The sequence below is a fragment of the Micrococcales bacterium genome (assembly GCA_016703125.1).
Lineage (GTDB): Bacteria > Actinomycetota > Actinomycetes > S36-B12 > UBA10799 > JADKAV01.
In genome coordinates this window covers 69,581-90,525 of sequence record JADJCR010000011.1, presented here as the reverse complement: position 1 = coordinate 90,525, position 20,945 = coordinate 69,581, and the positions used below count along the sequence as shown (strand labels likewise).

Below are 20,945 nucleotides of genomic sequence, written 5' to 3'. Positions count from 1 at the left end.
GGCCTGTTGGCCCTCATCGCGTCCGCGTCTGGATCGGAGCCAAGGTCCGATGAGCACTTACGATTAACTGCCCGCTACCACGGCGAGACGAGGCCGCCGCCATCGAGGAGGCAGTCGTCGCGGCATTGCTGGCACACCGGCCGCGCCGCAATGATGTGGACTCGAAGGCCGCCCGTCGCGCTGAGCGGAGCGTCACCTTGATGTTCCTGTTCGGCCCGTGATGACGGTGCCTTCGTGGTCGCCTTCGTGGCGATCCTGATCGACTGCTCCTGTCTATATTTCGGGCTTCGGCAGCGTCAACGCTGAAACACGCCCTCGTCGTGACCTTCTGCCTGGCGATCTTCCTCATCGGTGCCGGTGCATCCACCGGTCCGAGAAGTTGATGAACGAGTAGGAAGAGGTGGCGTACTTGCCACCCGCTGTCCTCTCAACAGAGGAGGACCGCAGGCGGCCGTCGAGGCCTTCGACACTACTTCGCGGATTCGGCTTGCGCAGCGCCCATCATCCGTCGCTCACTGCTCACGGCTATGGCGCGTTCCCGGGATCCCTTTGACCGTGATGGCTGCGCGACCCGGGCCGCCGCCGGGCACCATCCTGCGCGAGACGCTAGTGGAAGCCTGGCTCCCGATCGTCGTCGATCCCACCGGTCGGCCTGTCCGGCCCCCTCGGATCTGGCCCGGCGGTGGCTATCTTCCGCGATGCCGGCGGACCCGCCGGAGGTCCAGCACGAGGAGGGCAACCCTCAACGCCCGAGCGAAGGCCGCGATCATCCTGGCGCGCATGGAGCCGCAGGAGATCGTCTCAGCAGGGCGAGAACCGGGACTTCGGCGTATCCCGCCTTCTCCAAGATCTGTACTCCACGGGGCTGTCCGATTGCGCCTACGAACAACGGACGCATCATTTGTTGTATCCCGTCACTTCAGTCGACGTTCGATCTGAGTGACGCCGGCAACGTCGTTTTCGGCCGTGGCGTGCCGGTTACCGCAACTACTAATAATGATTTTCCCCGACTTTCGAGGGTACCTCGTCGCTGGTGACGGCTTCCGCAGAACCTGTGGGTCCGAGCCTTCTGGGAGCGTGGCGACGCATGAGCGCGACGGTGAACACGGCAGGCAAGACGGTGCGCTGGGATGACCGCCTGGGGTTCGAGCAAGTCTCAAGAAGCAGATGGGCAAGGTGTTCCCCGAGCACTGGTCGTTCGCGCCCGCGAGACGCCCTGTGCACCGTTCATCGCAGTTGCTGTCGGGCGTCTAATTACGCTGTTCTTCAAACCGTCGATGATTGAGGGGATCGCCCGCAACGTCTCTACGTGCCGCCTGGTCGTGGAGATGTCCGAGGCGTACGCCCACCCTGAACATCTCCTTCGACATCCGCGGCGGCCCGCTCATGCGCCAGTGCACTACCAGGCCCTGTTCTTCGTCGCGGCGATCACGGTGCGCACCTGAGCCGCGTCTTTCACCGGCGCCTTCCGCAAGCCACGCGAGATGAACTGTATGCGATCGGCGCCTATTTGCTCACTATGGCCCTGCTGGTCGGCTTCGCGGGCTGCCCCCCGCCCGACGATCTGCCGCTCCGGATGGCTGCGCATCGCGCAGGGCATCATGTCTCCATCCCGCTGGTGGGCACGTACCTCAACTTCTTTCAAGTGTTCGGTGGCGAGTTCCGGCACGGACTTCATCAGCCGCTTGTACGCGGTCCATATCCTGCTCGTGCCTGGCCTGATCCCGGCGCTGCTCACCGCGCACCTGATCATGGTCTGGTACCGTGAAGCACACGCAGTTCCCGGTCCTTGGCCGCACGAACGACAACGTCGTCGGCTACCGGCTCCTACCGATCTACACGGCGAAGCCGGCGGCTTCTTCGTGGTCGCTCGGCATCATCACCCTGATCTCGGGCCTGTGACGATCAACCCGATCTGGCTCTACGGCCCCTACACACCGCCCGTCACGGCAGGCGCCCAGCCCGACTGGTACATCGGGTTCCTCGAAGGGGCACTGCGGATGATGCCCAACGTGGAATGGGTCATCTTCGGATACACGATCAGCTGGAACATCTTGGTCCCGGCCGCCATCCTCCCCGGCATCCTCTTCACCGTCATGGGCCTGTACCCGTGGATCGAACAGTGGGCGACCGGCGACAAGTCCGAGCACCACCTGCTCGACCGGCCTCGCAACGCTCCGTCCGCACTGCACTCGGTGCCATGGCCCTTTCGTTCTACATCCTGTTGTGGATCGGTGGTGGCAACGACCTGATCGCCAGCTTCTTCGACTGGTCGATCAACGCGATCACGTGGTTCCTGCGGGGGGCGATCGTCGTCGTACCGCCGCTGGGCTTCATCGCCACGAAGCGGATCTGTCTGGGCCTGCAGCGCCGCGATCGGGACAGCTGCTCCACGGCATGGAGACCGGCAACATCCTGCGCCTTCCGCACGGTGAGTTCATCGAGATCCACGCACCCATCTCCGACGAGGAGAAGGCCGTGCCCATGTCTGCCGCCGGACCGTGCACCGCTGCCGATGCCCCAAGGGATCGACGAGAACGGTGTGCGGCAACCCGGTGCCCGCAAGAAGCGGCTGCAGGCGAAACTCCGGAACTTTCTTCACGCCGACAACATTCCGTTGCCGACGCGCGCAGAACTCGAGGCTGCCGAGGCCCACCTGCGTCACGAGGTCGAGGAAGCTGCTCCGGTGATGGCGGAGGACCGTCGCCCGGTCCCGGCGCACGACGGATCCGTATTTCACGATCCCGTCATCGACGACAAGTAGACAAGCAGACGAGGCGCCGCTCCCCTGGTGGGGCCGGCGCCCTCGTCTGCTGGTCTCCTCCGGTCCGTGAGAGGGTCCCAACTGCCCAGCGCTTGGCTCTAGGCTCAGGCTGTGTCATGATGCGCGACCGGATGCGGGCGGGTGAGTTGGCCTGAAAGCCTGACGACCCGGCAGAACTCACCGGCGATCATCTGCGCTGTCAGCACCTCCTGGCCCGCTACAACGAGACCTCAGCCGAGCAGGATGTCCTGCGTGAGGCGCTTCTGCGCGAACTGCTCGGAACCTGTGGAACCGGAGTCGTCGTCAAACCGCCGTTCCGCTGCGACTACGGCCAGTACATCCACATCGGGGATCACACGTTCATCAACTACGACGCCATGCTGCTGGACGTCAGGACATCCGGACGGGGCGCACTGCCAGATCGCGCCGCGAGTACAGATCTGGACCGCCACCCACCCCTTGGACCCGGAACTGCCGCGATGGCTGGGGAGTCCGGCGAGCCGGTGACCATCGGTGATAACGTCTGGCTGGGTCAGGCACCCATCGTGCTGCCGGGCGTCAGCATCGGGATAACACCGGTGGGCCGGCGGTGGCGAGCCGTGGTGGGAGTCTCCCGACAACTGCGTCGCGGTGGGCAGTCCGTGCCTGTGTCATCCGCCTGCATCTAGGCTGATGGGTGTGGAGCGCGCCCCCACCCCGGCCGGGGTGTTAAGCGGAGCCTTTCGGTAGCGGGGGTGGGTTGATCGGGTAGCAGGGGTGGGGACATGGGAGCGGTGTCCCCACCCGTGGCGCTGACGGACTGTCAGTCCTGCGTTCCTGGTTGTTGCCGCCGATGTGGCGGCGCATGTTGGGCCCGTCGAGTTGCACGATCTCGGCGTTGGAGACGATCCGGTTCAGGATGGACTCCGCGATCACGGCGTCGTGCAGTGACTTGTACCAGTCCTCGGGGTCGAACTGCGAGGTGACAGCGGTGGAACCGTGTCCCTCTCGGGCGGCGAGGATGTTGAGCAGTTGGGCTGCGGTGTCGCTGGTGATCGGGGTGGTGAGGAAGTCGTCGAGCACGAGCAAATCGCAGGCGTTGAGGTCATCGAGGAAGCGCAGCCGTTGCGCGTCCGCCTGCTGGAAGACGGCGAGCCGGTTGGCGAGGTCGTCGAGGCGGTAGTAGGGGCGGTGTAGTCGCGTCCGGCAGGCGGCGTTCACGAGCGCTTGTGCCAGGTAGGGACTTCCCGACGCTGGAGGGTTCCCAGGATCACGAGGTTCGTGGCCCGGTCGATCCAGTGGCAGGCGGCGAGCCGAGCGACGACGTCGCGGTTGATACTCCTTCCGTGCAGGTAGTGGATGTCCTCGACGCAGGCGGCCGGGTTCGGGGTTCGTGGAGGCTTTCAGCAGTTTGAGTAGGCGCGTTTGCCGCGGGCGGCGGTCTCTTGTTCCAGGGCGTGCCGGATCTTCTGGGGAGAACGTCCACTGGTCGTATGTCGGGTCGTTGGCGATGTCGATGACGGCTTCTCCGAACGCGGTCATCCGCAGCCTGGTGAACAGGGGCATGTCATCGCCGGTGAGGTGCTGATCAAGCATGATCGGCCTGCGTTCCCGGCCCGGTGAGCGCGTCGAGGCTGAACGCGGAGGCCCCGCCAGGTAGGCGCGACTGGTGTCCCGCGCAGCACTACGACCCGGTGGTGACGCCGGGTCGGGGCGTCTGCCTGCGGGGTCGGTTGCGGGCCTTTGGTCCTGCTGCGCGCGAAGCCCGGTGATGCGGTTCTTGACCGCGGTGTAGGTGATCCGCCGGTCGGCGTCCGCGTCGGTGAGCTGACGGCATGCCTGTTCCAGCAAGACCCGGTTCCCACGCTTGCCGAGGTCGAGGATGTTCATGCAGGAGCGGAAACCCTGCGCCTCGATCTTCTGCTCGTCGAGCAGTCGTTCCAGCGCGGCGACCGTTCCGGGTCCGACCTTGGCGGCCTGGCGCAGGAAGTAGCCGCGCGTCCACAGGTTCATGCTGTCTTCCAGGTGCGCGGGCTGATGCTCGGGATCGGTGACGTACCCGTTGCTGCGCTGACCTCGCCGATGCGTGGCGATGATCTCACCGTCGGCGATCACATCGAGGGTGTCGCCGATGATGCGCACGTCGACAGAAAGCCCGGCGAACCGGAAGGGCACCGAGTACTTGACGGTGTCGATCTGGTGTGCCAGTCCCGGTGCACCTTCGCCGTGCGCCACGCCACCGGCTCCCCAGCGCTGCTCCGGCAGTTCGAGCAGCTCGTGGCGTTCCTCGCTGCTCGAACCAGTCCCGGCGGCTGCGCGCCTCACCCCGGAACGGGGTCTTCTGGTTGATGACCTCGACTCGCTCGGCGATGGCGTCGTTCAGCTCGTCCAGCGACGCGAACGTCCGGCCGGCCAGGTAGTGGATCACCCAGTTCGTGACGACCTTCACCCCGGCTTCCACGTTGCCCTTGTCTCTGTTATCCCGAATTCGGGATAAGCGTGATTACCCCGAGGTTTCTGTTATCCCGAGTTTCGTGGGTTTGCCCTGATCACAGGGGTCTCGGACGCTGATTCCTCGGGATAATCATGTGAGTCCGGCCAGTCGCAGAATGGTCTGGTCATCGCCTTTCCACAGTGGTGCGAGGTCTGGTGCGGTGCCGGCGGCTTGCTGGATCGCCTCGCGGACCATGGGGTTGTCGGCGGTGGCGTAGATGCTGGTGGTGGCGATGTTGGCGTGGCCGAGGAATTCCTTGATGTGGGGTAGCGGCACCCCGGCGCGCAGCATCTGCATGGCGCGGGCGTGACGCAGTTGGTGGGCGTGGATCCGGTCGGGCAGGTCCGGGCAGCCGACCCGTGCGGTGGCGGCGTGCTTGTTGAGCAGCCAGGTGAGGTTGTCCTGACTCATGGGCTGATGCTTGCCGCCGCGGATGGTGAAGAACAGCAGGGTTTCGGGTGCGGGTGTGCCCGGGTGGAACACGGCCGTGTACTGGTCGAGGTGCCGGGCGGTTTTGTCCATGATCGGAATGGTGCGGGTCTTGTTTCCTTTGCCGGTGACGGTCACCGTGGCCCGCCCGGGGGTGGTGGCGATGTCGGCGATCCTCAGGTCGAGGACTTCCTGGATGCGGGCGGCGGTGTCGAACAGCAGCAGGATCATGGTGGTGTCGCGCAGCCCGCGGCGGGTGTCCTGCCCGGGGGCGCGGATCAGCGCATCTATGGCCGGGATGGTCAGTTCTGGCCGAGTGGGCGCGGGGGCCCGGACCGGCCGGACGTGTTTGATGTCCAGCCATACCGCGACCAGCGCCGGGTCCTCGCTGGCGCAGTAGGCCAGGAACGATTTGACCGCGGCCAGGCGCTGGTTCGCCGTCGCCGGTGACAGGTGCCCGGTGTCGGTCAACCAGATGGTGAACCCGGTGATCGTGGCACGGTCCAGTGCCTCGAAACCGATCTGGTCCAGGTCCAGGCCACGGGTTTGTCGCAGATAGGCCAGCAGCGCCTTGAGCGCAGTTGTGTAGGAGCGGATGGTGTGTGGGGACAGCCGGCGTGCCCGGGGCAGGTGCACGGTCAGCCAGGACCGGACCAGGCCGTAGAAGTGTTCAGAGGGCATGGCCGGGCTCCGGGATCAGGGCTTCGAGGCTGGTGTTGGCCAGGGCGCGCAGGTCGGGGTGGAAGTCCGCGGCGAGGTGGAAGTAGTACCAGGTGTCCTCGGGGTTGGCATGCCCCAGGTGCAGACTCAAATACGTGACCAGGGCGTGGGGGTCGCGGCCTTGGCGGGCCCACCGGTTGATCACCTCGACCACGTGGGCGTGACGCAGGTCGTAGACCCGCGGCGGTGATCCCGGGACGGCCATGATCGGCGGGTCAGCGGCCTCGAGTAGTTGACGGAACCAGTGGTTGATGGTGGCGTGGCTGTAGACGCCGCCGTCGCGGTTGGGGAAGAACGCCGTGCGCTGCGGGTGGTCGGCGCTGATCGCGGTGTCGTAGCCGCGGCAGTACTCGTGCAGATCCTCAGACAGGAACAGCAGCCGGTCCTTATGCCCTTTGGATTCCCGGATGTGTACCGTGCCACCGGCCAGGTCGACGTCGTTGCGGTGCAGCCGGCGGGCCTCGCCGGGACGCAGACCCAGGCAGTAGATCATCCGGAAGATCACCGGGATGATGACATGCCGCGCCCCGCCGTACGGGGACGCGGTGATCTGGTCGGCGGCGGTGAACAGTGCCCGCAGCTCGGCGTGGGTGAACAGGTGCGGGCGGTACCGGATCTGCCGGCCGGGGATCCCAGCCGGGATCACGTAGGCGTCCAGCCCCAACCCGGTCATGTGTTTGGCCAACTGCCGGACCGGGGTGATCCGGCGCATCTGGGCGTTGACGTGTTCCCCGGGACGACTGGCGGCCCAGGCCATCGCCATCTGGCGGCTGATGCTCGCCTGCCCGGGGAACCGCGCGGCGCAGAACGCGTCGAACGCGGCCAGGTGCCGCCCCGAGGTGGTGTACGGCAGCCCGAGGGCGTGCTTGACGTCCAGCAGGGCCTCGATGTGCGGTGCCAGGGCGCTGACCAGCCCGCTCACCGCCAGGCCCCTGCCGGTTCGATGCCCTCGAAACTCAGGCAGCACTGGCGCATTCGAGCCTCGTCGGCGCCCAGGTAGTGTTTCGCCGAGTCGATCCCGGAATGCCCCAACGCGGCGGCGATCACCGGCAGCGGGGTGTCCTGTTCCAGCATCCTGGTCGCCAGCGATGCCCGCAGCACCCGCATCCCACGGCCGCCACCAGCGGCCGCGGCGCTCGGGGTGCGCGCGAACGCTGCCGCCGCCACGTGATACAAATCCGAGGACGTCAGCCCGACGTGGGGGGCCTGCGCCCGTAGGAACACGTGATCATCACCGGTGTCGGTCGGCCTTCCGTGCAGCAGGTAGTCGGCGATCGCCGCACCCACCTCGGCCAGCAGCGGCAGCCGCAGCACCGTCGCCGTCTTATGCTGGACCACCGTGATCTGCGCGTGCCGCCAGTCGATGTCACCCAGCCGCAGCCCGGCGATATCCCCCGGACGCAGACCCGTACGCGCGGCCAGTAGAAGCATCGCCCGGTTCCTGCGCCCGGTCGCCGTGCCCGGATTCGCCGAATCCACCAGCAGGCGCACGCTGCCCGCGGGCAGCACCACCACCGAACGGACCCGGCGCGCCGACACCGCCGGAATCGCGGGGGCCAGCCCGGCCCGCAGCGCCTGCTCGTCGAGGAATCGGCACCACACCCGCAGCGCGCTCAGCACGGTGCGCATACTCCCGGGCTGGTAGCTCCCACCCAGGAACACCACCGTTGCGGACATGTCAGCCGGCGACAGGTGTTCCACGCCGGTGACCCCGTGCTCTGGCAGCCACCCCATCACGGTGCGGGACACCGTCGCGTACAGATTCTGTGTCGCCCGCGCCAGGCCCTGGACTGTCAGCCACTGCTCGTACCGCTCCTGGACCGGGCGAAACGCCGTGTCCAGACCGTCGTTGGGGTGCCGGGCACGGGTCAGTGACCACGTGTACGTCCCGGTCGCGGCGACCTCGGACAACACCAGAACCGCCTTGCGCAGCAGCTTGCGCTTCCACTCCTTGAGCCGGCCCTGCTCGAACTCGCAGGCCACGAACGCCAGGAACGACGCCGCCACCTGATCAGTGAACTCCCCAGTGCCGCTCTCGCAGCAGAACACCCTGAACCGGGTCCACGCCCACCGGTACTGCCACAACGTCGACGGCGCATGCCCCAACCCGGCCACCGCCGAGTCCGCCCGCACGATCAGCTCATCCAACGCAACGCCCATCTGCCTCACCTCCACGTGAAGAACCACCAGAGACGAGCACCATAAGGACGGGCACCGTTATCCCGAGGAATCAGCGTCCGAGACCCCTGTGATCAGGGCAAACCCACGAAACTCGGGATAACAGAAACCGCGGGGTAATCGCGCGGCTTATAGGACCGGGTAGGGACCACAGCGGTCTGGTAGTACTCGAGGAACTCGGCGTAGGCGACGTTGACGTCGCGGGCACGCTCGGCCTTGCTGATCTGGTTCGACGCCGTCGATGCGTTATCCGGGACGACCACCAGCGGGACACCACCGACGTACTCGAACGCCCGCCGGTGGGCATCCAGCCAGGCCGGCTGCTTCTCATCCAGGCAGCCGAAGGCGAACACCAACCCGGAGTAGGGCGGCGAGGGCAGCGAAGACCGACACCGCCGTCGTCCGCCTGCTGACCGGGTCGGTCAGCTGCATCCGGGTGCCCGCCCAGTCCACCTCGCATCGTGTGCCCCGGCACGAGCGATCGCAGCCGTCAGATCATGCGTGCGCACGTGCTCGGTGACGATCTCACAGAAACCGGTCATACCGTAGAACCGTGCGCCCGGGGCCTGTCCGGACTTCAAGTACTGTGCCCAGAGCACCTTCAAGGGCGGCTTCTTGCGCCCCACACGCGCGGCCACGACCTTGTCGACATCGACCGGCACGAAATCCTCCGAAACGGCCTTCCTGCCGTCCGCGAAGAGTCGGTCCATGTCCTCGATAGTGAGTGCTTCGATCTGCGCGGCAGTACTCAACCGCTCCGCCTCGAGCACCCGGCGGGCCCTCGCGATCGCGCGGTGCGAACAGCCAGCCATCACCTCGATCTGTCGGTACGGACGCTGCTGCACGAGCAGCGTCATGATCAGCCGGTAGTCAGCCATCTGGTTCCTTCCATCCGCCGCAACCATCCCTTGGCTGCCGATGAAAGCAATCCTTGAGCAGCGCATTGCGCTACCGGATACACCCACGCCTGCTACCGGATCAACCCACCTGTGCTACCGAAAGCCTGGGCTAAACAGGTGACCGTGTGGCAGCGCCCGACGGACTTCGGCCGCGGATCTACTGCTGGCTGGCGCGCAAGCCCGACCACGCAGAACCGGGAACCCCGTGTGTTTCGGCCACGTCGAACTGGTCCGGGTCGCGAACTACAGCTGGATATGCGCCTCGGGGCTGGAGATGGTCGCGGTCCAGTTCCTTAGCAGCTGGGACTGGCCGCGGTGCTGCTCGTAGTGGAGGCCTGGATGTTCGGCTACCTGGCCGGACTCATCGGGCTTCCCCACCCCGTGGAGTCGGCGAGGGTCCGCTCCGCAACTGTCACGCCATCGACGTGCACGTCCCGGTCCAGCACATCGATTCCCTCACGACCAGCACCCCAGGTCGTCCAGATCGAGGAGAAGGATCACCTGTTCATCGCGGTGTCGGCCAGGTCAACGTGCACCTGCGACCCGGCACCGAGTTGACCGCCCGCAGGCCGCAGGAGATTCACCTCGTTGTCCTTCTGGGCCGACGACCCGGCTGCAGCAAGGAACGCCATCCAGTCCCGGCTCGTCCCGCGACAGGGCTCAAGCGGCAGGGTACCGGTCGTGTCGGTCTGCACAGGGCCGGTCTTGGAGTCCTTCAGCCAGTCCTTCCAGGCCACGTTCCACTCGGTGATGCCGTTGCCCAGGTCCTGCTCCCGACCGGTGTTCTTGACCACGATGACGTCGCCCACCCGTGAGTTCTGGAACAGCCAGTACGCGTTGTCAGTGCTCAAGCCGACACATCCGTGGCTGACGTTGGCATAACCCTGGGATCCGACCGACCACGGGGCCGCGTGGACGAACTCCCCGGAATTCGTGATCCGCATCGCCCAGTTCACGTCGAGGCGGTAGTACTCGGGGTCATCCTTCGACGTCCCACCGGTCGCCGCGTCCATCACCACGAAGTCGAGCTTCTCGGTGATGACCTTGATGCCCTGCCGGGTCTCGAAACCGGGCTTGCCGCTGGTCGCCGGGAAGGTCTTGACGACCTTGCCGTTCTTCTTCACGGTCGTGGTGTGATTGTAAGCGTTGTAGGTGGACACCATGGAGTCGCCGGTCTTGTAGGACACCGCCCGGTTCTCCGCGCCGTAGGCACCAGGACCGGTCTTGATCCCCTTCAGGGGCATCGAGACCTCGATCTTCGTGTTGGCCGGCCAGTACTTCTTCGGGCGGAACACAACCACCTGGTCGGACTCCCACGCCCAAGCCCCGGTCACGGCCTGCGAGGTCTTCACCTGCAGCTGCTCTTCGACGGCCTTCTTGTTCTTCACCGGCGCGTCGAAGGTCACCCGGACCGGCATGCCGACACCGACGGTCACGTTGTCAGCGACGGACACCGTGCTGATGTTCACGAGGGTCTGCGGGTTCACGGTCTTGATGTTCCGGTCGATCGTGGTGGGCGCGCCGGAACTGTTGGTGGCGGTGGCCGCCACGGTGTACTTGGCGCCGAAGTCCAGCGTCTTGGCCTTCGAGGTCCAGGTGTTGCGTTCGGCGTTGTACGACCCCTTGAGGAGGCCCTTGGGGCCGTTGACCGTCACGTCGGCCAGGGTGCCGTCCTCCGCCACCACCACGATGGGCTGGTTCACGGGAGCCTTGCGGTCCACCGACGGCAGGATCTGCATGGACACCGCGGCCTGTTCGCCTGGGGCCTGGCTGCGCGCGATGAGCGTCGGGCCGCAGCCAGCGACCAGCAACGCCGTGGCAGCAGCTCCGGCAACGGCAACATTACGCTTCACTGTCATCAAAGAAACCTCGCAACGATCTTTTGTCGATCCTGGCGTATGCACGCCCTTCTGGACGGCTGACACGCCGACTCATTCCAGTGTGCCACGCAGGCGTCTCTTTCTAAACCACCTGATCGGCGGCGCGTGCGTGAGCCATGTCACCCTTGCGAGAGTCCACGGCGCGCTGTGCGAGCCTCAGTGGGCGAAGTCCCGGCGGTAGTACTCGAAAACCAGTCCAATGATGCTCAACATCAAGAAGACCACACCTGCCAGCATCAGCCAGGTCGCGAAGATCAGCCCCAGGGCGATCAACATGGCGCTGAAGCCCATGGGCAGCGGCCACCACGACTGCGGGCTGAAGAAGCCGTAATCGGGATCCCCTTCCTCCTGGTTCGCGACCTTGTCGTCCTCCGGACGGCTGTCGAGTCGCCGGGCCGTGTACAGCGAGTAGAAGGCCACCAGGGCGGTCATGAAGCCGGTGAAGGCCAGCGCAGTGGTCCCTGCCCAGTCCCGCGACCAGACGCCGTACACGACGGACACAACGCCGAAGAAGACAGTGCCCAGGCCGAAGATGTATCCGGCGTGCTTCACTGCTCGACTCCCTTCCGGCCGGCGTCAGCGCCCGCAGTTTGTCGACTGTCTGCGAGAGCAATCCTCGACCTCCGCATGGTGGAGGTCGAACGCCGGGCGCTCCGAGCGGATGGGCGGCAGGGACACGAAGTTGTGCCGCGGGGGTGGGCAACTGGTGGCCCACTCCAGCGAGGCGCCCCAGCCCCACGGGTCGTCCGTGGTGACGTTGGGGGCGAACCGCCAGGTCTTGTAGACGTTGTACAGGAACAACAGCGTCGAGATCCCCAGGATCAGCGCCCCGAACGACGAGACCTGGTTCAGCAGCGTGAAGCCCTCGTCAGGAAGGTAGTCGGCGTAGCGGCGGGGCATTCCCTGCGTGCCCAGCCAGTGCTGCACAAGGAAGGTGATCTGGAAGCCCCAGAACAGCAACCAGAAGTGGATCTTGCCGATCCGCTCGTCGAGCATCTTGCCGGTCATCTTCGGCCACCAGTAGTAGAACCCGGCGAACATGACGAACACCACCGTGCCGAACACCGTGTAGTGGAAGTGCGCCACCACGAAGTAGCTGTCGGACAACTGGAAGTCCAGCGGCGGGCTGGCGAGCATGACGCCGGTCACCCCGCCGAAGAGGAAGGTGATCAAGAAACCCAGGGTGAACAGCATGGGTGTCTCGAAGGTGATCGAGCCGCCCCACATGGTGCCCACCCAGTTGAAGAACTTCACACCGGTAGGCACTGCGATGAGCATGGTCATGAAGGCGAAGAACGGCAGCAACACGGCACCGGTCACATACATGTGGTGCGCCCAGACCGCCATCGACAACGCACCGATGGCCAGTGTGGCGAAGACCAGACCCTTGTACCCGAAGATCGGCTTGCGGCTGAAGACGGGCAGGACCTCACTGGTGATGCCGAAGAAAGGCAGTGCCAGCACGTAGACCTCGGGGTGGCCGAAGAACCAGAACAAGTGCTGCCAGAGGATCGCCCCGCCGTTCGCGGCGTCGAACACCACCGTGCCGAACTCGCGGTCGATGAACGCCACGAGCAGGGCCGCCGCCAGCACCGGGAAGACCATCAGCACCAGCACGGAGGTGACCAGGACTGTCCAGGTGAAGATCGGCATCCGGAACATGGTCATGCCCGGGGCCCGCATCGTATAGATCGTGGTGAGGAAGTTGACCGACCCCAGGATCGTGCCGAGGCCACCCATGGCCAGACCGAGGTACCACATGTCGGCGCCCGCGGACGGGGTGAACTCCAGGCTGCTCAGCGGCTGGTAGGCGAACCAACCGAAGTCCGCGGCGCCGCTGGGCACCAAGAAACTCAACGAGGCGGTGAGCCCGCCGAAGAAGAACAGCCAGTACGAGAACATGTTCAGTCGCGGGAACGCCACATCCGGGGCCCCGATCTGCAAAGGCATGATCACGTTGCCGAACCCGACGAACAGTGGCGTCGCGAACAGGAACAGCATGATCGTGCCGTGCATCGTGAACGACTGGTTGTACTGGGCGTTCGACATCAACTGCATGCCCGGCTCAGCCAGTTCTGCGCGCATGCCCAGCGCCAGCAGTCCAGCGATGAGGAAGAACACGAACGACGTGATCAGGTACAACTGCCCGATGATCTTGTGGTCGGTGGAGGTCACCCACTTGACGACGGTCTGTCCCCAGCCGGAGCGGCGCTGAGCCTTTGCGTCGGCCCTCGCCTGCAGTTTGGCGTTGACCTCGTCGGAAGTCGGTGTGATGGGTTCGTCAATGATCGCCACGTCAGACTCCTTGTGCCGCTTCGGTCGTCCTACCACTGGTCAACTGGCCGAATTGCCCCTTGGCGCGCAATTCCTGCATGTGCGCGTCGAACTCCGCCTGGCTGACCACCTTCACGCTGAACAGCATCCGCGAGTGGTCCACACCGCACAATTCCGCGCACTTGCCCGCGAAGGTGCCCTCCTTGTTGGGGGTGACCTCGAACGTGTTCGTACGACCAGGGATCACATCCATCTTGAAGAGGAACGCCGGCACCCAGAAGGAGTGGATCACGTCAGGCGAGGTGAGTTCGAACTTCACTTTCTGGTTGACCGGGAGGTAGAGCACCGGGTCCTGCCCCGGCGTGCCGATCTCGTAGGTGTTCTGGTCCACGTAGTTGAAGTTCCACGACCAGCGGAACCCGACCGCACCGATGGTGACATCCTGGTTGTTCTCCACCTTGGTGATCTGCGACTGGTCCCGAACGGTGAAGAAGAACATGCCGCCGATCATGATCAACGGCACCACCGTGTACATGATCTCCATCGGCAGGTTGTAGCGGACCTGGTCCGGCGCCGGCTCGTCAGCGTGGCGGCGCCGGTAGACGATGATCGACCAGATGATCAAGCCCCAGACGAGGAAGGCCACCGCGAGGGCGGCGATCCAGGATCCGGTCCACAGGCGCAACATCGTGTCGCCCTGTTCGGTCGCCGGGTCGGGGTATCCGAACCGCTTCCAGTCGTCCACGGTGCCCTGCGAGCACCCGGCCAGCAGCAGCGCCGAAGCGCTGCCCAGCGCCACGACGGCTACCCGCCGGTGACGCCCCTGTGCTGCTTGTCGAGTCATCGAACCCTTCCCAGCCGTCCGCGGCACGCGTGGGAGCGTGCAAGGTCTCACTCGCCAGACACTAGCGCAACCACCGCGGCAGTAAAGGCGCGAGGGGCGGTACCGTCTCGACATGTCGCGATTCGCCCTGGATTGCGCGGTTTCACGTCCGGTGAGCGACCGGACCGCTCGGTGGCTGGACGCAGCAATCCGCCGCGCCTGGGCCGTTCCGACGGCCGGCTACCACGAGGGGAAGACCGCGTCGGCGCTGCTCGAGCAGAGCGCCACGACGGTGGCGCAGCTGGCGGGCGCCCGCAGCGCCTGGTTCACTCCCGATCCCGCCTCCGCGGTCGTCTCGGCCATCGACGATCTGCCCCCCGGCGCGGCGTGTGTGGCCACGACAGCGGCGGACAGTCTGATCCTGCAGGACGCCAGTTCGGCCGCCGCCCGCAGCCACGGGCTGTCACACCACACCGTCGACGTCGACACCGAGGGCCGTGTGCAGGCTCGAGGCCTGGACACGCTGCCGTCCCCGTGCGTGCTGGTGACCGCCGTGGGCAACCAGGAGATCGGTGTGTTGCAGGCAGATCTGGGCCCCTGGGTGCAGCGCACTGGCTCGTCGGTGGTGCTCGACGCCTCCACCGCGTGGGGCTGGGTGCCGCTGCCGGCGTCGTGGGACCGGCTGATCCTCGACGCCCGCACCTGGTCCGGGGTAGGTGGGGCGGTCGCCGTGTGTTCCCGGGCGGCGCGCCGGGCACCGCATCCGTTCGACAACGTGCCGTCGGCAGTCGTCGCGGGCCTCACCGCCGAGCACTGGATGCGCGCCGCCCCCGACGCTGTGGACCGGGTCCGCGAGTGCACCGCCCGCATCGCCGCCGGTGTGCGGGACGGGATCACCGGCCTGGAGGTCAGGGGCGGCTCGGACGGCCACCTGCCCCACATCCTGAGCATCTCGATCCTCTACGTCGATGCCGAGGCCGTGCAGACACGTCTGGACGCCCTCGGCTACGCGGTGGGCAGCGGGTCTGCGTGCGCCTCTCGCGCCGGACAGCCCAGCCACGTCCTGGCCGCCGTGGGCGGGTTCACCAGCGGCAACGTGCGCCTGGGGCTGACCCCGCAGATCGATGACGCGGTGGCCGCGGGGTTCGTCGACGCCTTGGTGGCCGTGGTCACCGAGGTGCGTGCCCAGATGGGAACGTTGGACCTGTGAGCGTCGAGGTGGATGCCCGGGGCACGCGCTGCCCCTACCCGGTCATCGCCCTGGCGAAGGCTGCCCGCCTGGCCGCCGGCGGTACGGAGGTCGGGCTGCTGGCCGATGATCCGGTGGCGCTCACTGACGTGCCGGCCTGGTGCCGGATGACAGGCTCGGAGTTGCGCGAGGTGCGCGAGGAGGACGGTTTCTGGCGGCTGACGGTCGTCACAGCACGTTAGGCCGCGCGAGGGCGGCCGCCAGAAGCTGCAGGTACTCGCTGCGGCGGATCTCGACCACTCCCAGGGACGCCAGATGTTCGGTGCGCCACTGCGTGTCCACCAGGATCGGAGATCCGGCGGCACCCAGGCGGTCGACCAGGCTCACCAGAGCGACTTTCGAGGCGTCCACGGCGGTGTGGAACATGGACTCCCCGGCGAAGAACCCCCCGATGTTGACCCCGAACAGGCCGCCCACGAGGGTTCCGGAGGCGTTGCGCGTCTCGACACTGTGGGCCAATCCCCGCTCGTGCAGGTCGAGGTAGGCCTTCTCCAGTCCGGGGTCGATCCAGCCGCCTGGGCGATCAGGATCCGAGCACGCGGCGACCACCGCAGCGAAGTCGGTGTCGAAGGACGTCCGGTACCTGCGGATGCTCTTGCGCAGGCTGCGGGCGATCCGCAGGTTGCCCAGCGGCAGCACGCCACGAGGGTCCGGGGACCACCACTGGTACATCAGCCCCCAGTAGGACATGGGGAACAGACCTCGCCGGTAGCCGGCGAGCATGTCGTCCGCGGTGATGGTCTTCGAGAAGCCGACGAGTTCACGCTTCTCGCTGACCACGGTCAGCGGCTCAGTGGAATGAGTCGCCGCAGGCGCAGGACCCGGTGGCGTTCGGGTTGTCGATGGTGAAGCCCTGCTTGTCGATCTGGTCCACGAAGTCGATCGTCGCGCCGCCCAGGTACGGCGTACTCATGCGATCCACCACGACGGTCACCCCGTCGAAGTCGATGCGGGTGTCGCCGTCCAGGGTCCGCTCGTCGAAGAAGAGTTGGTACCGCAGGCCGGAGCAACCGCCGGGCTGAACCGCGATCCGCAGGGCCAGGTCCTCACGACCTTCCTGCGCGAGCAGGGTCGCCACCTTGGAGGAAGCGGCCTCGGTCAGCGTGACGCCGCTCGTGGTCGCGGATTCCGATGTGGTCGTCTCAGTGCTCATCTAAGCGATTCCTTTCGAAGGCTCGTCCACGTCAACCGGTGGCGGCGTGGTCGTATTCCATAGTGCCACAGAACCGCTCGAGCGGACTTCGGGCTGGGGACGCCGTGGTGTTCGCCGGGCGCAAACGCCGGTCGCCACTGACGGCCGGTGCGTGCCACCATTGGTACGTGTCCAACACCTTCACCGAACCTGAGCCCTCCCCGCTCCTGCTGCTCCTCGGCGAGGGCAGCGACGCGTTCAGCGAGCGCGGAGTGGACTGTCCTGGTGATCTGCCCGCCCCCAGCGATCCGGATCTCGTGGCACGGGCTCAAGCGGCCAAGGCCGCGCTCGGTGATCGTGCCTTCATCCTCGGGCACCATTACCAGCGCGACGAGGTGATCGCATTCGCCGACGTCACCGGCGATTCCTTCAAACTGGCCCAGCAGGCCGCGGCGCGACCCGAGAGCGAGTTCATCGTGTTCTGCGGCGTGCACTTCATGGCCGAGAGTGCCGACATCCTGACGTCGGCGGACCAGATCGTGGTCCTGCCCGACATGGCAGCCGGCTGCTCGATGGCGGACATGGCCGCGGCCGACCAGGTGCAGGCGGCCTGGCGCACCTTGGAGGCGGCCGGTGTCGCCGAGGTGACCGTGCCGGTCACCTACATGAACAGTACGGCTGCGATAAAGGCCTTCACGGGCGAACACGGTGGGACGATCTGCACCTCGAGCAACGCCGCCCAGTCGCTGCGCTGGGCCTTCGAACAGGGTGAGAAGGTCCTGTTCCTGCCCGATCAGCACCTCGGCCGCAACACCGCGGTCCTGGAACTGGGCCTGAGTCTGGACGACTGCGTCGTGTTCGACCCACACCGGCCCGGCGGTGGTCTGACGCCGGCCGAGCTGGATCGGGCTCGCATGATCCTCTGGCGCGGCCATTGCAGCGTGCACGGGCGATTCACCGAGGACAGTGTCGACGAAATCAGGGCAAAAGCACCCGATGTTAACGTTCTAGTTCACCCTGAGTGTCGCCATGAGGTAGTACTGAAGGCCGACTTCGTGGGTTCCACCGAATACATCGTCAAGACGCTGCAGTCCGCGGCCCCCGGAAGTTCTTGGGCGATAGGCACCGAGCTCAACCTCGTGCGCAGACTCGCGTCGCAGCATCCCGACAAACAGATCATGTTCCTGGACCGGACGATCTGCTACTGCTCGACGATGAACCGCATCGACCTGCCGCACCTGGTCTGGGCCCTGGAGAGCCTGGCCGAGGACCGTGTGGTCAACCGCATCGTCGTGGATCCCGACACCGCCCGTTGGGCACGTGTGGCGCTCGACCGGATGCTTGCGCTGCCCGGAGTGGGTGCCCTGCCGCGCGACTGAGGTGGCCGGGCCATACCCCGATCCCCCGCCACCCCGCTCGTGTTGGAGGTGGTGCATGAGGTTGGAGGACCCACGCGTGTGTTCTCCAACGCGGAGAACGAACTCCAACGCCGGGGCAGGGCCGCACCTACAGCCCCGGCGCGCCCCACACCGGGAACCAGCGGGTCAGGTCCTGCTCGACGGCCAGGTCGTCGGCCAGCAGGTCTTTGAGCTGCAACTCCAGCAGGGAGTCCCGCCGCGGCTCCCCCAACGGCGCGAACGGGTAGAAACTGCCGCGCTTGTACAGGTAGACCAGCCCGAACCGCTGCTCGTTGCGCCGGAAGCCCACCAGGGAACACAACAACTGCGGACCGAAGCCGGCGTCCTGGATGGAGACGTTGACGGCGTGCAGGCCGTTGACCACATCGGCGACGTCCGCAGCCCGCACCGTGATCCACGTGTAGCCGTAGCTGTCCTGGACCACCTGGAGATCGGGATCGGAGGTCATTGTGAGCAGTTGTCGTACATCCGCGACCACATCGGCGAACGCCTTGCCCTCAGGAGCACGGAATGCCACCGACCCCTCACCGGTCGGCTCGGCGCCGAGGCTGGCCTGCAGGGTGATCGCCGCCGAGGGGATACCGAACAACTGGTCCAGATTGGGCTTGGGCGGCTTGCTGCGCCCCATGATGGAGTCGAACAGCCCCATCAGGTGCCCAACTGCGAGGAGATCTTCGCCAGTTGCTCCAGGCGCTTCTCCAGCGGCGGATGCGTGGCGAACAGCGCCGCGAGGCTGGTCCCACCCGACAGGGCCGGTGCGAAGAAGAACGCGTTGAACGGCTCCGCCTTGCGCAGGTCGCGCGTCGGGATGGCGGCGATGTCGCCGCTGACCTTCTGCAGAGCGGAGGCCAGTGCGCTCGGCCGGCCCGTCAGCAGGGCACCGGCACGGTCGGCGCCGAGTTCTCGGTACCGCGACAGCATGCGGGTGAGCACGAAACTCACCGCGTACACGAGCATGCTGACCGCAATGATCGCGAGCCCCACCAGGGCGGACTCCTTGCGGTTGGTGAGGCCGCCCCACATCGCCATCCTGGTGAGGAAGCCGGCCGCCACACCGGCCACCGAGGCGATCGTCATGACGAGCACGTCCCGGTGGGCGACGTGGGACAACTCGTGTGACAGCACGCCCTCGAGCTCCTCCTCGTCGAGGCGCCGCAGCAGTCCGGTGGTCACACACACCACCGCACGGTTCGGGCTGCGTCCGGTGGCAAAGGCGTTGGGCATGTCCACGTCCGCGATGGCCACCCGCGGCTTCGGCATCTCCGCCATCGCGCACAGACGGTCGATGATGCCGTGCAGCATGGGAGCCTGCTCGGGGCTGACCTCGACCGCACCCATCGAGTGCAGCGCGATGGTGTCGGAAAAGAACCATTGTGCGAACAGCAGCCCCACGGCCAGCACCAGCACGAAGGCGGCGTTCAGACCGATGGCGATCAGGGCGGCAATGAAGCCGACGTAGAGCAGGCCGAGCAGGAACATCGTGCCGACCATACGGGCGCCGAGGCCCTTGTCCGAGGCATAGCGGGACTTCATGTCACAAGTCTGGCATGCATCGTGGCCGCGGCCCACGGCTGCGACGTGCGCCGTCAGCAGAATCAGTCGGGAATCAGGCCCTCATCTGTGAGCATGCCCCGCACTTCCTGGGCTGACGACTCGGCGGCCGGCAGGATCACCGAGGACTCCACGAGTTCCTCGTCCGGGAGGCGGGTGCCGACGGCACGCACGCTGTCGAGAAGCGCAGCCAGGGCGGCCGGGAAACCCGCTTCGTCGTCCAGCGCGGCCTCGAGGGCGTCATCGAGTTCGTTCAGGCGTTCGAGGGCGTCATCGGACAGTTCGTACTGTCCCTCCCCCATGATCCGCACGATCATCGCGGCACCTCCGCTCAGTTCTCGTCAGTCGCGGGTTTGGGCTGCTCGGCCGCCGGCGCGGAACCGGACTCCACCGCTGGGGTGGTCGGGGCCTCCACCGCCTGCGGGGCGGAGCCGCCGGACAACTCGGCCTTCATCGCCGCCAACGTGTCCTCGACCTCGCTCGTGCTGGCCATCCGCTCGAGTTCGGCAGTGATCGAGTCCTTGCCGGTGCCCGTGGCGTCCTCAAGGGCGCCCGAGGCCATGAGTTCGTCGATGGCTCCGGCGCGCGCCTGCATCGACTGCGTCTTGTCCTCGGCGCGCTGGATGGCCATCCCGACGTCCCCGAGCTCCTCGGAGATGCCCGAGAAGGCCTCGTTGATCTTGGTCTGCGCCTCCGCGGCCGAGTAGGTGGCCTTGATCGTCTCCTTCTTCGTGCGGAAGGCCTCGACCTTGGCCTGCAGCCGCTGGGAGGCCTGCGTGAGCTTCTCCTCCTGGTCCTGCAGGGTGGCCAACTGCCCATGCAGGTCGTTCAACTGCACCGTGAGGCCGCTGCGCCGGGTCAGCGCCTCGCGGGCGAGGTCCTCCCGGCCGCCGCCCAGCGCCGCCTTCGCCTGCGTCTCGAGTTTGGCCGACTGCTGGTCCAACTGGCCGATCTGCAGTTCCAGCCGCTTGCGGGAGGTGGCCACATCAGCCACACCCCGCCGGACCTTCTGCAGCAACTCCAACTGCTTCTCGTAGGAGTAATCCAAGGTCTCGCGTGGATCCTCAGCCCGGTCCAGTGCCTTGTTGGCCTTGGACTTGAAGATCATCGTGAAGCGCTTCCACATCCCCATACCGGATTTCCTCCTTCGCCGGA

Annotated in this window: 21 protein-coding genes and 2 pseudogenes; 7 read left to right on the top strand and 16 right to left on the bottom strand. The window is 66.3% G+C overall.

Annotated features, from left to right (window positions below; translation table 11 throughout):
- Nucleotides 1-1,130 precede the first annotated feature (1,130 nt).
- The 4 genes from IPG68_14705 to IPG68_14690 all read left to right on the top strand — a co-directional run bounded on the left by IPG68_14705 (nt 1,131) and on the right by IPG68_14690 (nt 3,432).
- Nucleotides 1,131-1,445, top strand: a complete 315-nt coding sequence (locus tag IPG68_14705) for a hypothetical protein (GenBank protein MBK6764430.1) — start codon at nt 1,131-1,133, stop codon at nt 1,443-1,445.
- 48 nt (nt 1,446-1,493) lie between these two features.
- Nucleotides 1,494-2,252: a cytochrome b N-terminal domain-containing protein gene (locus IPG68_14700; protein ID MBK6764429.1), complete on the top strand. Its 759-nt coding sequence runs from the start codon at nt 1,494-1,496 to the stop codon at nt 2,250-2,252.
- A complete protein-coding gene (locus IPG68_14695) occupies nt 2,201-2,764 on the top strand; it encodes a hypothetical protein (GenBank protein ID MBK6764428.1) in 564 nt (187 codons plus the stop codon). The genes IPG68_14700 and IPG68_14695 overlap by 52 nt, the downstream gene beginning before the upstream one ends.
- A gap of 191 nt (nt 2,765-2,955) precedes the next feature.
- Nucleotides 2,956-3,432: a hypothetical protein gene (locus IPG68_14690; protein ID MBK6764427.1), complete on the top strand. Its 477-nt coding sequence runs from the start codon at nt 2,956-2,958 to the stop codon at nt 3,430-3,432.
- Nucleotides 3,433-3,472: 40 nt separating this feature from the next.
- Here IPG68_14690 and IPG68_14685 read toward each other — a convergent pair.
- The 10 genes and pseudogenes from IPG68_14685 to coxB form a co-directional block, all read right to left on the bottom strand.
- Nucleotides 3,473-4,339, bottom strand: a pseudogene (locus IPG68_14685) (ATP-binding protein).
- A gap of 988 nt (nt 4,340-5,327) precedes the next feature.
- Nucleotides 5,328-6,347, bottom strand: coding sequence for a site-specific integrase (locus IPG68_14680; protein MBK6764426.1), 1,020 nt, complete (start codon nt 6,345-6,347; stop codon nt 5,328-5,330).
- Complete coding sequence (locus IPG68_14675; protein MBK6764425.1) at nt 6,337-7,308, bottom strand: tyrosine-type recombinase/integrase; 972 nt, start codon at nt 7,306-7,308, stop codon at nt 6,337-6,339. Before IPG68_14675 ends, IPG68_14680 begins: the two co-directional genes overlap by 11 nt.
- Nucleotides 7,305-8,546: a tyrosine-type recombinase/integrase gene (locus IPG68_14670; protein MBK6764424.1), complete on the bottom strand. Its 1,242-nt coding sequence runs from the start codon at nt 8,544-8,546 to the stop codon at nt 7,305-7,307. Before IPG68_14670 ends, IPG68_14675 begins: the two co-directional genes overlap by 4 nt.
- Before the next feature lie 137 nt (nt 8,547-8,683).
- A pseudogene (locus IPG68_14665) lies at nt 8,684-8,996 on the bottom strand (DDE-type integrase/transposase/recombinase).
- Nucleotides 8,987-9,442, bottom strand: a complete 456-nt coding sequence (locus IPG68_14660; protein ID MBK6764423.1) for a hypothetical protein — start codon at nt 9,440-9,442, stop codon at nt 8,987-8,989. The pseudogene IPG68_14665 and the gene IPG68_14660 overlap by 10 nt, the downstream one beginning before the upstream one ends.
- A 518-nt stretch (nt 9,443-9,960) precedes the next feature.
- Complete coding sequence (locus IPG68_14655; protein ID MBK6764422.1) at nt 9,961-11,322, bottom strand: L,D-transpeptidase family protein; 1,362 nt, start codon at nt 11,320-11,322, stop codon at nt 9,961-9,963.
- A 177-nt stretch (nt 11,323-11,499) separates the two neighbouring features.
- Nucleotides 11,500-11,895, bottom strand: a complete 396-nt coding sequence (locus tag IPG68_14650; GenBank protein MBK6764421.1) for a cytochrome c oxidase subunit 4 — start codon at nt 11,893-11,895, stop codon at nt 11,500-11,502.
- Nucleotides 11,896-11,919: 24 nt separating this feature from the next.
- Nucleotides 11,920-13,617, bottom strand: coding sequence for a cytochrome c oxidase subunit I (ctaD, locus tag IPG68_14645; GenBank protein MBK6764420.1), 1,698 nt, complete (start codon nt 13,615-13,617; stop codon nt 11,920-11,922).
- A gap of 22 nt (nt 13,618-13,639) precedes the next feature.
- On the bottom strand, nt 13,640-14,461 hold the full coding sequence (gene coxB / locus IPG68_14640; GenBank protein MBK6764419.1) for a cytochrome c oxidase subunit II: 822 nt from the start codon (nt 14,459-14,461) through the stop codon (nt 13,640-13,642).
- Nucleotides 14,462-14,573: 112 nt separating this feature from the next.
- Here coxB and IPG68_14635 point away from each other — a divergent pair, with 112 nt between their 5' ends.
- Together IPG68_14635 and IPG68_14630 are read left to right on the top strand one after the other, a co-directional pair.
- Nucleotides 14,574-15,650: an aminotransferase class V-fold PLP-dependent enzyme gene (locus IPG68_14635; GenBank protein ID MBK6764418.1), complete on the top strand. Its 1,077-nt coding sequence runs from the start codon at nt 14,574-14,576 to the stop codon at nt 15,648-15,650.
- A complete protein-coding gene (locus tag IPG68_14630; GenBank protein ID MBK6764417.1) occupies nt 15,647-15,871 on the top strand; it encodes a sulfurtransferase TusA family protein in 225 nt (74 codons plus the stop codon). Before IPG68_14635 ends, IPG68_14630 begins: the two co-directional genes overlap by 4 nt.
- On the opposite strand, the gene IPG68_14625 is transcribed toward IPG68_14630, so the two are convergent.
- Entirely contained in the window at nt 15,858-16,475 is a 618-nt protein-coding gene (locus IPG68_14625) for a leucyl/phenylalanyl-tRNA--protein transferase (protein MBK6764416.1), read from the bottom strand. The genes IPG68_14630 and IPG68_14625 overlap by 14 nt on opposite strands.
- Nucleotides 16,476-16,479: 4 nt before the next feature.
- Nucleotides 16,480-16,842, bottom strand: a complete 363-nt coding sequence (gene erpA, locus IPG68_14620; protein MBK6764415.1) for an iron-sulfur cluster insertion protein ErpA — start codon at nt 16,840-16,842, stop codon at nt 16,480-16,482.
- Here erpA and nadA point away from each other — a divergent pair.
- Nucleotides 16,821-18,200 carry a quinolinate synthase NadA gene (gene nadA, locus IPG68_14615; protein ID MBK6764414.1) on the top strand — a complete coding sequence of 460 codons (1,380 nt, stop codon included), beginning with the start codon at nt 16,821-16,823 and terminating at the stop codon, nt 18,198-18,200. The genes erpA and nadA overlap by 22 nt on opposite strands.
- Nucleotides 18,201-18,327: 127 nt before the next feature.
- On the opposite strand, the gene IPG68_14610 is transcribed toward nadA, so the two are convergent.
- From IPG68_14610 to IPG68_14595, 4 genes are all read right to left on the bottom strand, one after another.
- Nucleotides 18,328-18,888 carry a hypothetical protein gene (locus tag IPG68_14610; protein ID MBK6764413.1) on the bottom strand — a complete coding sequence of 187 codons (561 nt, stop codon included), beginning with the start codon at nt 18,886-18,888 and terminating at the stop codon, nt 18,328-18,330.
- A complete protein-coding gene (gene htpX / locus IPG68_14605) occupies nt 18,888-19,772 on the bottom strand; it encodes a zinc metalloprotease HtpX (protein MBK6764412.1) in 885 nt (294 codons plus the stop codon). Before htpX ends, IPG68_14610 begins: the two co-directional genes overlap by 1 nt.
- 62 nt (nt 19,773-19,834) lie before the next feature.
- The gene (locus IPG68_14600) at nt 19,835-20,107 is read right to left on the bottom strand and encodes a hypothetical protein (protein ID MBK6764411.1); all 273 of its coding nucleotides are present in this window, start codon (nt 20,105-20,107) and stop codon (nt 19,835-19,837) included.
- Nucleotides 20,108-20,121: 14 nt separating this feature from the next.
- The gene (locus IPG68_14595; GenBank protein MBK6764410.1) at nt 20,122-20,922 is read right to left on the bottom strand and encodes a PspA/IM30 family protein; all 801 of its coding nucleotides are present in this window, start codon (nt 20,920-20,922) and stop codon (nt 20,122-20,124) included.
- Nucleotides 20,923-20,945 lie beyond the last annotated feature (23 nt).

What these genes read in the sequence shown, in the direction of transcription:
- IPG68_14695 (MBK6764428.1), top strand. Translation starts at nt 2,201, where the DNA reads ATGGCCCTTTCGTTCTACATCCTGTTGTGGATCGGTGGTGGCAACGAC.
- htpX (MBK6764412.1), bottom strand. Translation starts at nt 19,772, where the DNA reads ATGAAGTCCCGCTATGCCTCGGACAAGGGCCTCGGCGCCCGTATGGTC.
- IPG68_14670 (MBK6764424.1), bottom strand. Translation starts at nt 8,546, where the DNA reads ATGGGCGTTGCGTTGGATGAGCTGATCGTGCGGGCGGACTCGGCGGTG.
- IPG68_14655 (MBK6764422.1), bottom strand. Translation starts at nt 11,322, where the DNA reads ATGACAGTGAAGCGTAATGTTGCCGTTGCCGGAGCTGCTGCCACGGCG.
- nadA (MBK6764414.1), top strand. Translation starts at nt 16,821, where the DNA reads ATGTGGTCGTCTCAGTGCTCATCTAAGCGATTCCTTTCGAAGGCTCGT.
- erpA (MBK6764415.1), bottom strand. Translation starts at nt 16,842, where the DNA reads ATGAGCACTGAGACGACCACATCGGAATCCGCGACCACGAGCGGCGTC.
- IPG68_14635 (MBK6764418.1), top strand. Translation starts at nt 14,574, where the DNA reads ATGTCGCGATTCGCCCTGGATTGCGCGGTTTCACGTCCGGTGAGCGAC.
- IPG68_14595 (MBK6764410.1), bottom strand. Translation starts at nt 20,922, where the DNA reads ATGGGGATGTGGAAGCGCTTCACGATGATCTTCAAGTCCAAGGCCAAC.
- IPG68_14600 (MBK6764411.1), bottom strand. Translation starts at nt 20,107, where the DNA reads ATGATCGTGCGGATCATGGGGGAGGGACAGTACGAACTGTCCGATGAC.
- coxB (MBK6764419.1), bottom strand. Translation starts at nt 14,461, where the DNA reads ATGACTCGACAAGCAGCACAGGGGCGTCACCGGCGGGTAGCCGTCGTG.
- IPG68_14680 (MBK6764426.1), bottom strand. Translation starts at nt 6,347, where the DNA reads ATGCCCTCTGAACACTTCTACGGCCTGGTCCGGTCCTGGCTGACCGTG.
- IPG68_14705 (MBK6764430.1), top strand. Translation starts at nt 1,131, where the DNA reads ATGACCGCCTGGGGTTCGAGCAAGTCTCAAGAAGCAGATGGGCAAGGT.
- IPG68_14610 (MBK6764413.1), bottom strand. Translation starts at nt 18,888, where the DNA reads ATGGGGCTGTTCGACTCCATCATGGGGCGCAGCAAGCCGCCCAAGCCC.
- IPG68_14700 (MBK6764429.1), top strand. Translation starts at nt 1,494, where the DNA reads ATGCGATCGGCGCCTATTTGCTCACTATGGCCCTGCTGGTCGGCTTCG.
- IPG68_14660 (MBK6764423.1), bottom strand. Translation starts at nt 9,442, where the DNA reads ATGGCTGACTACCGGCTGATCATGACGCTGCTCGTGCAGCAGCGTCCG.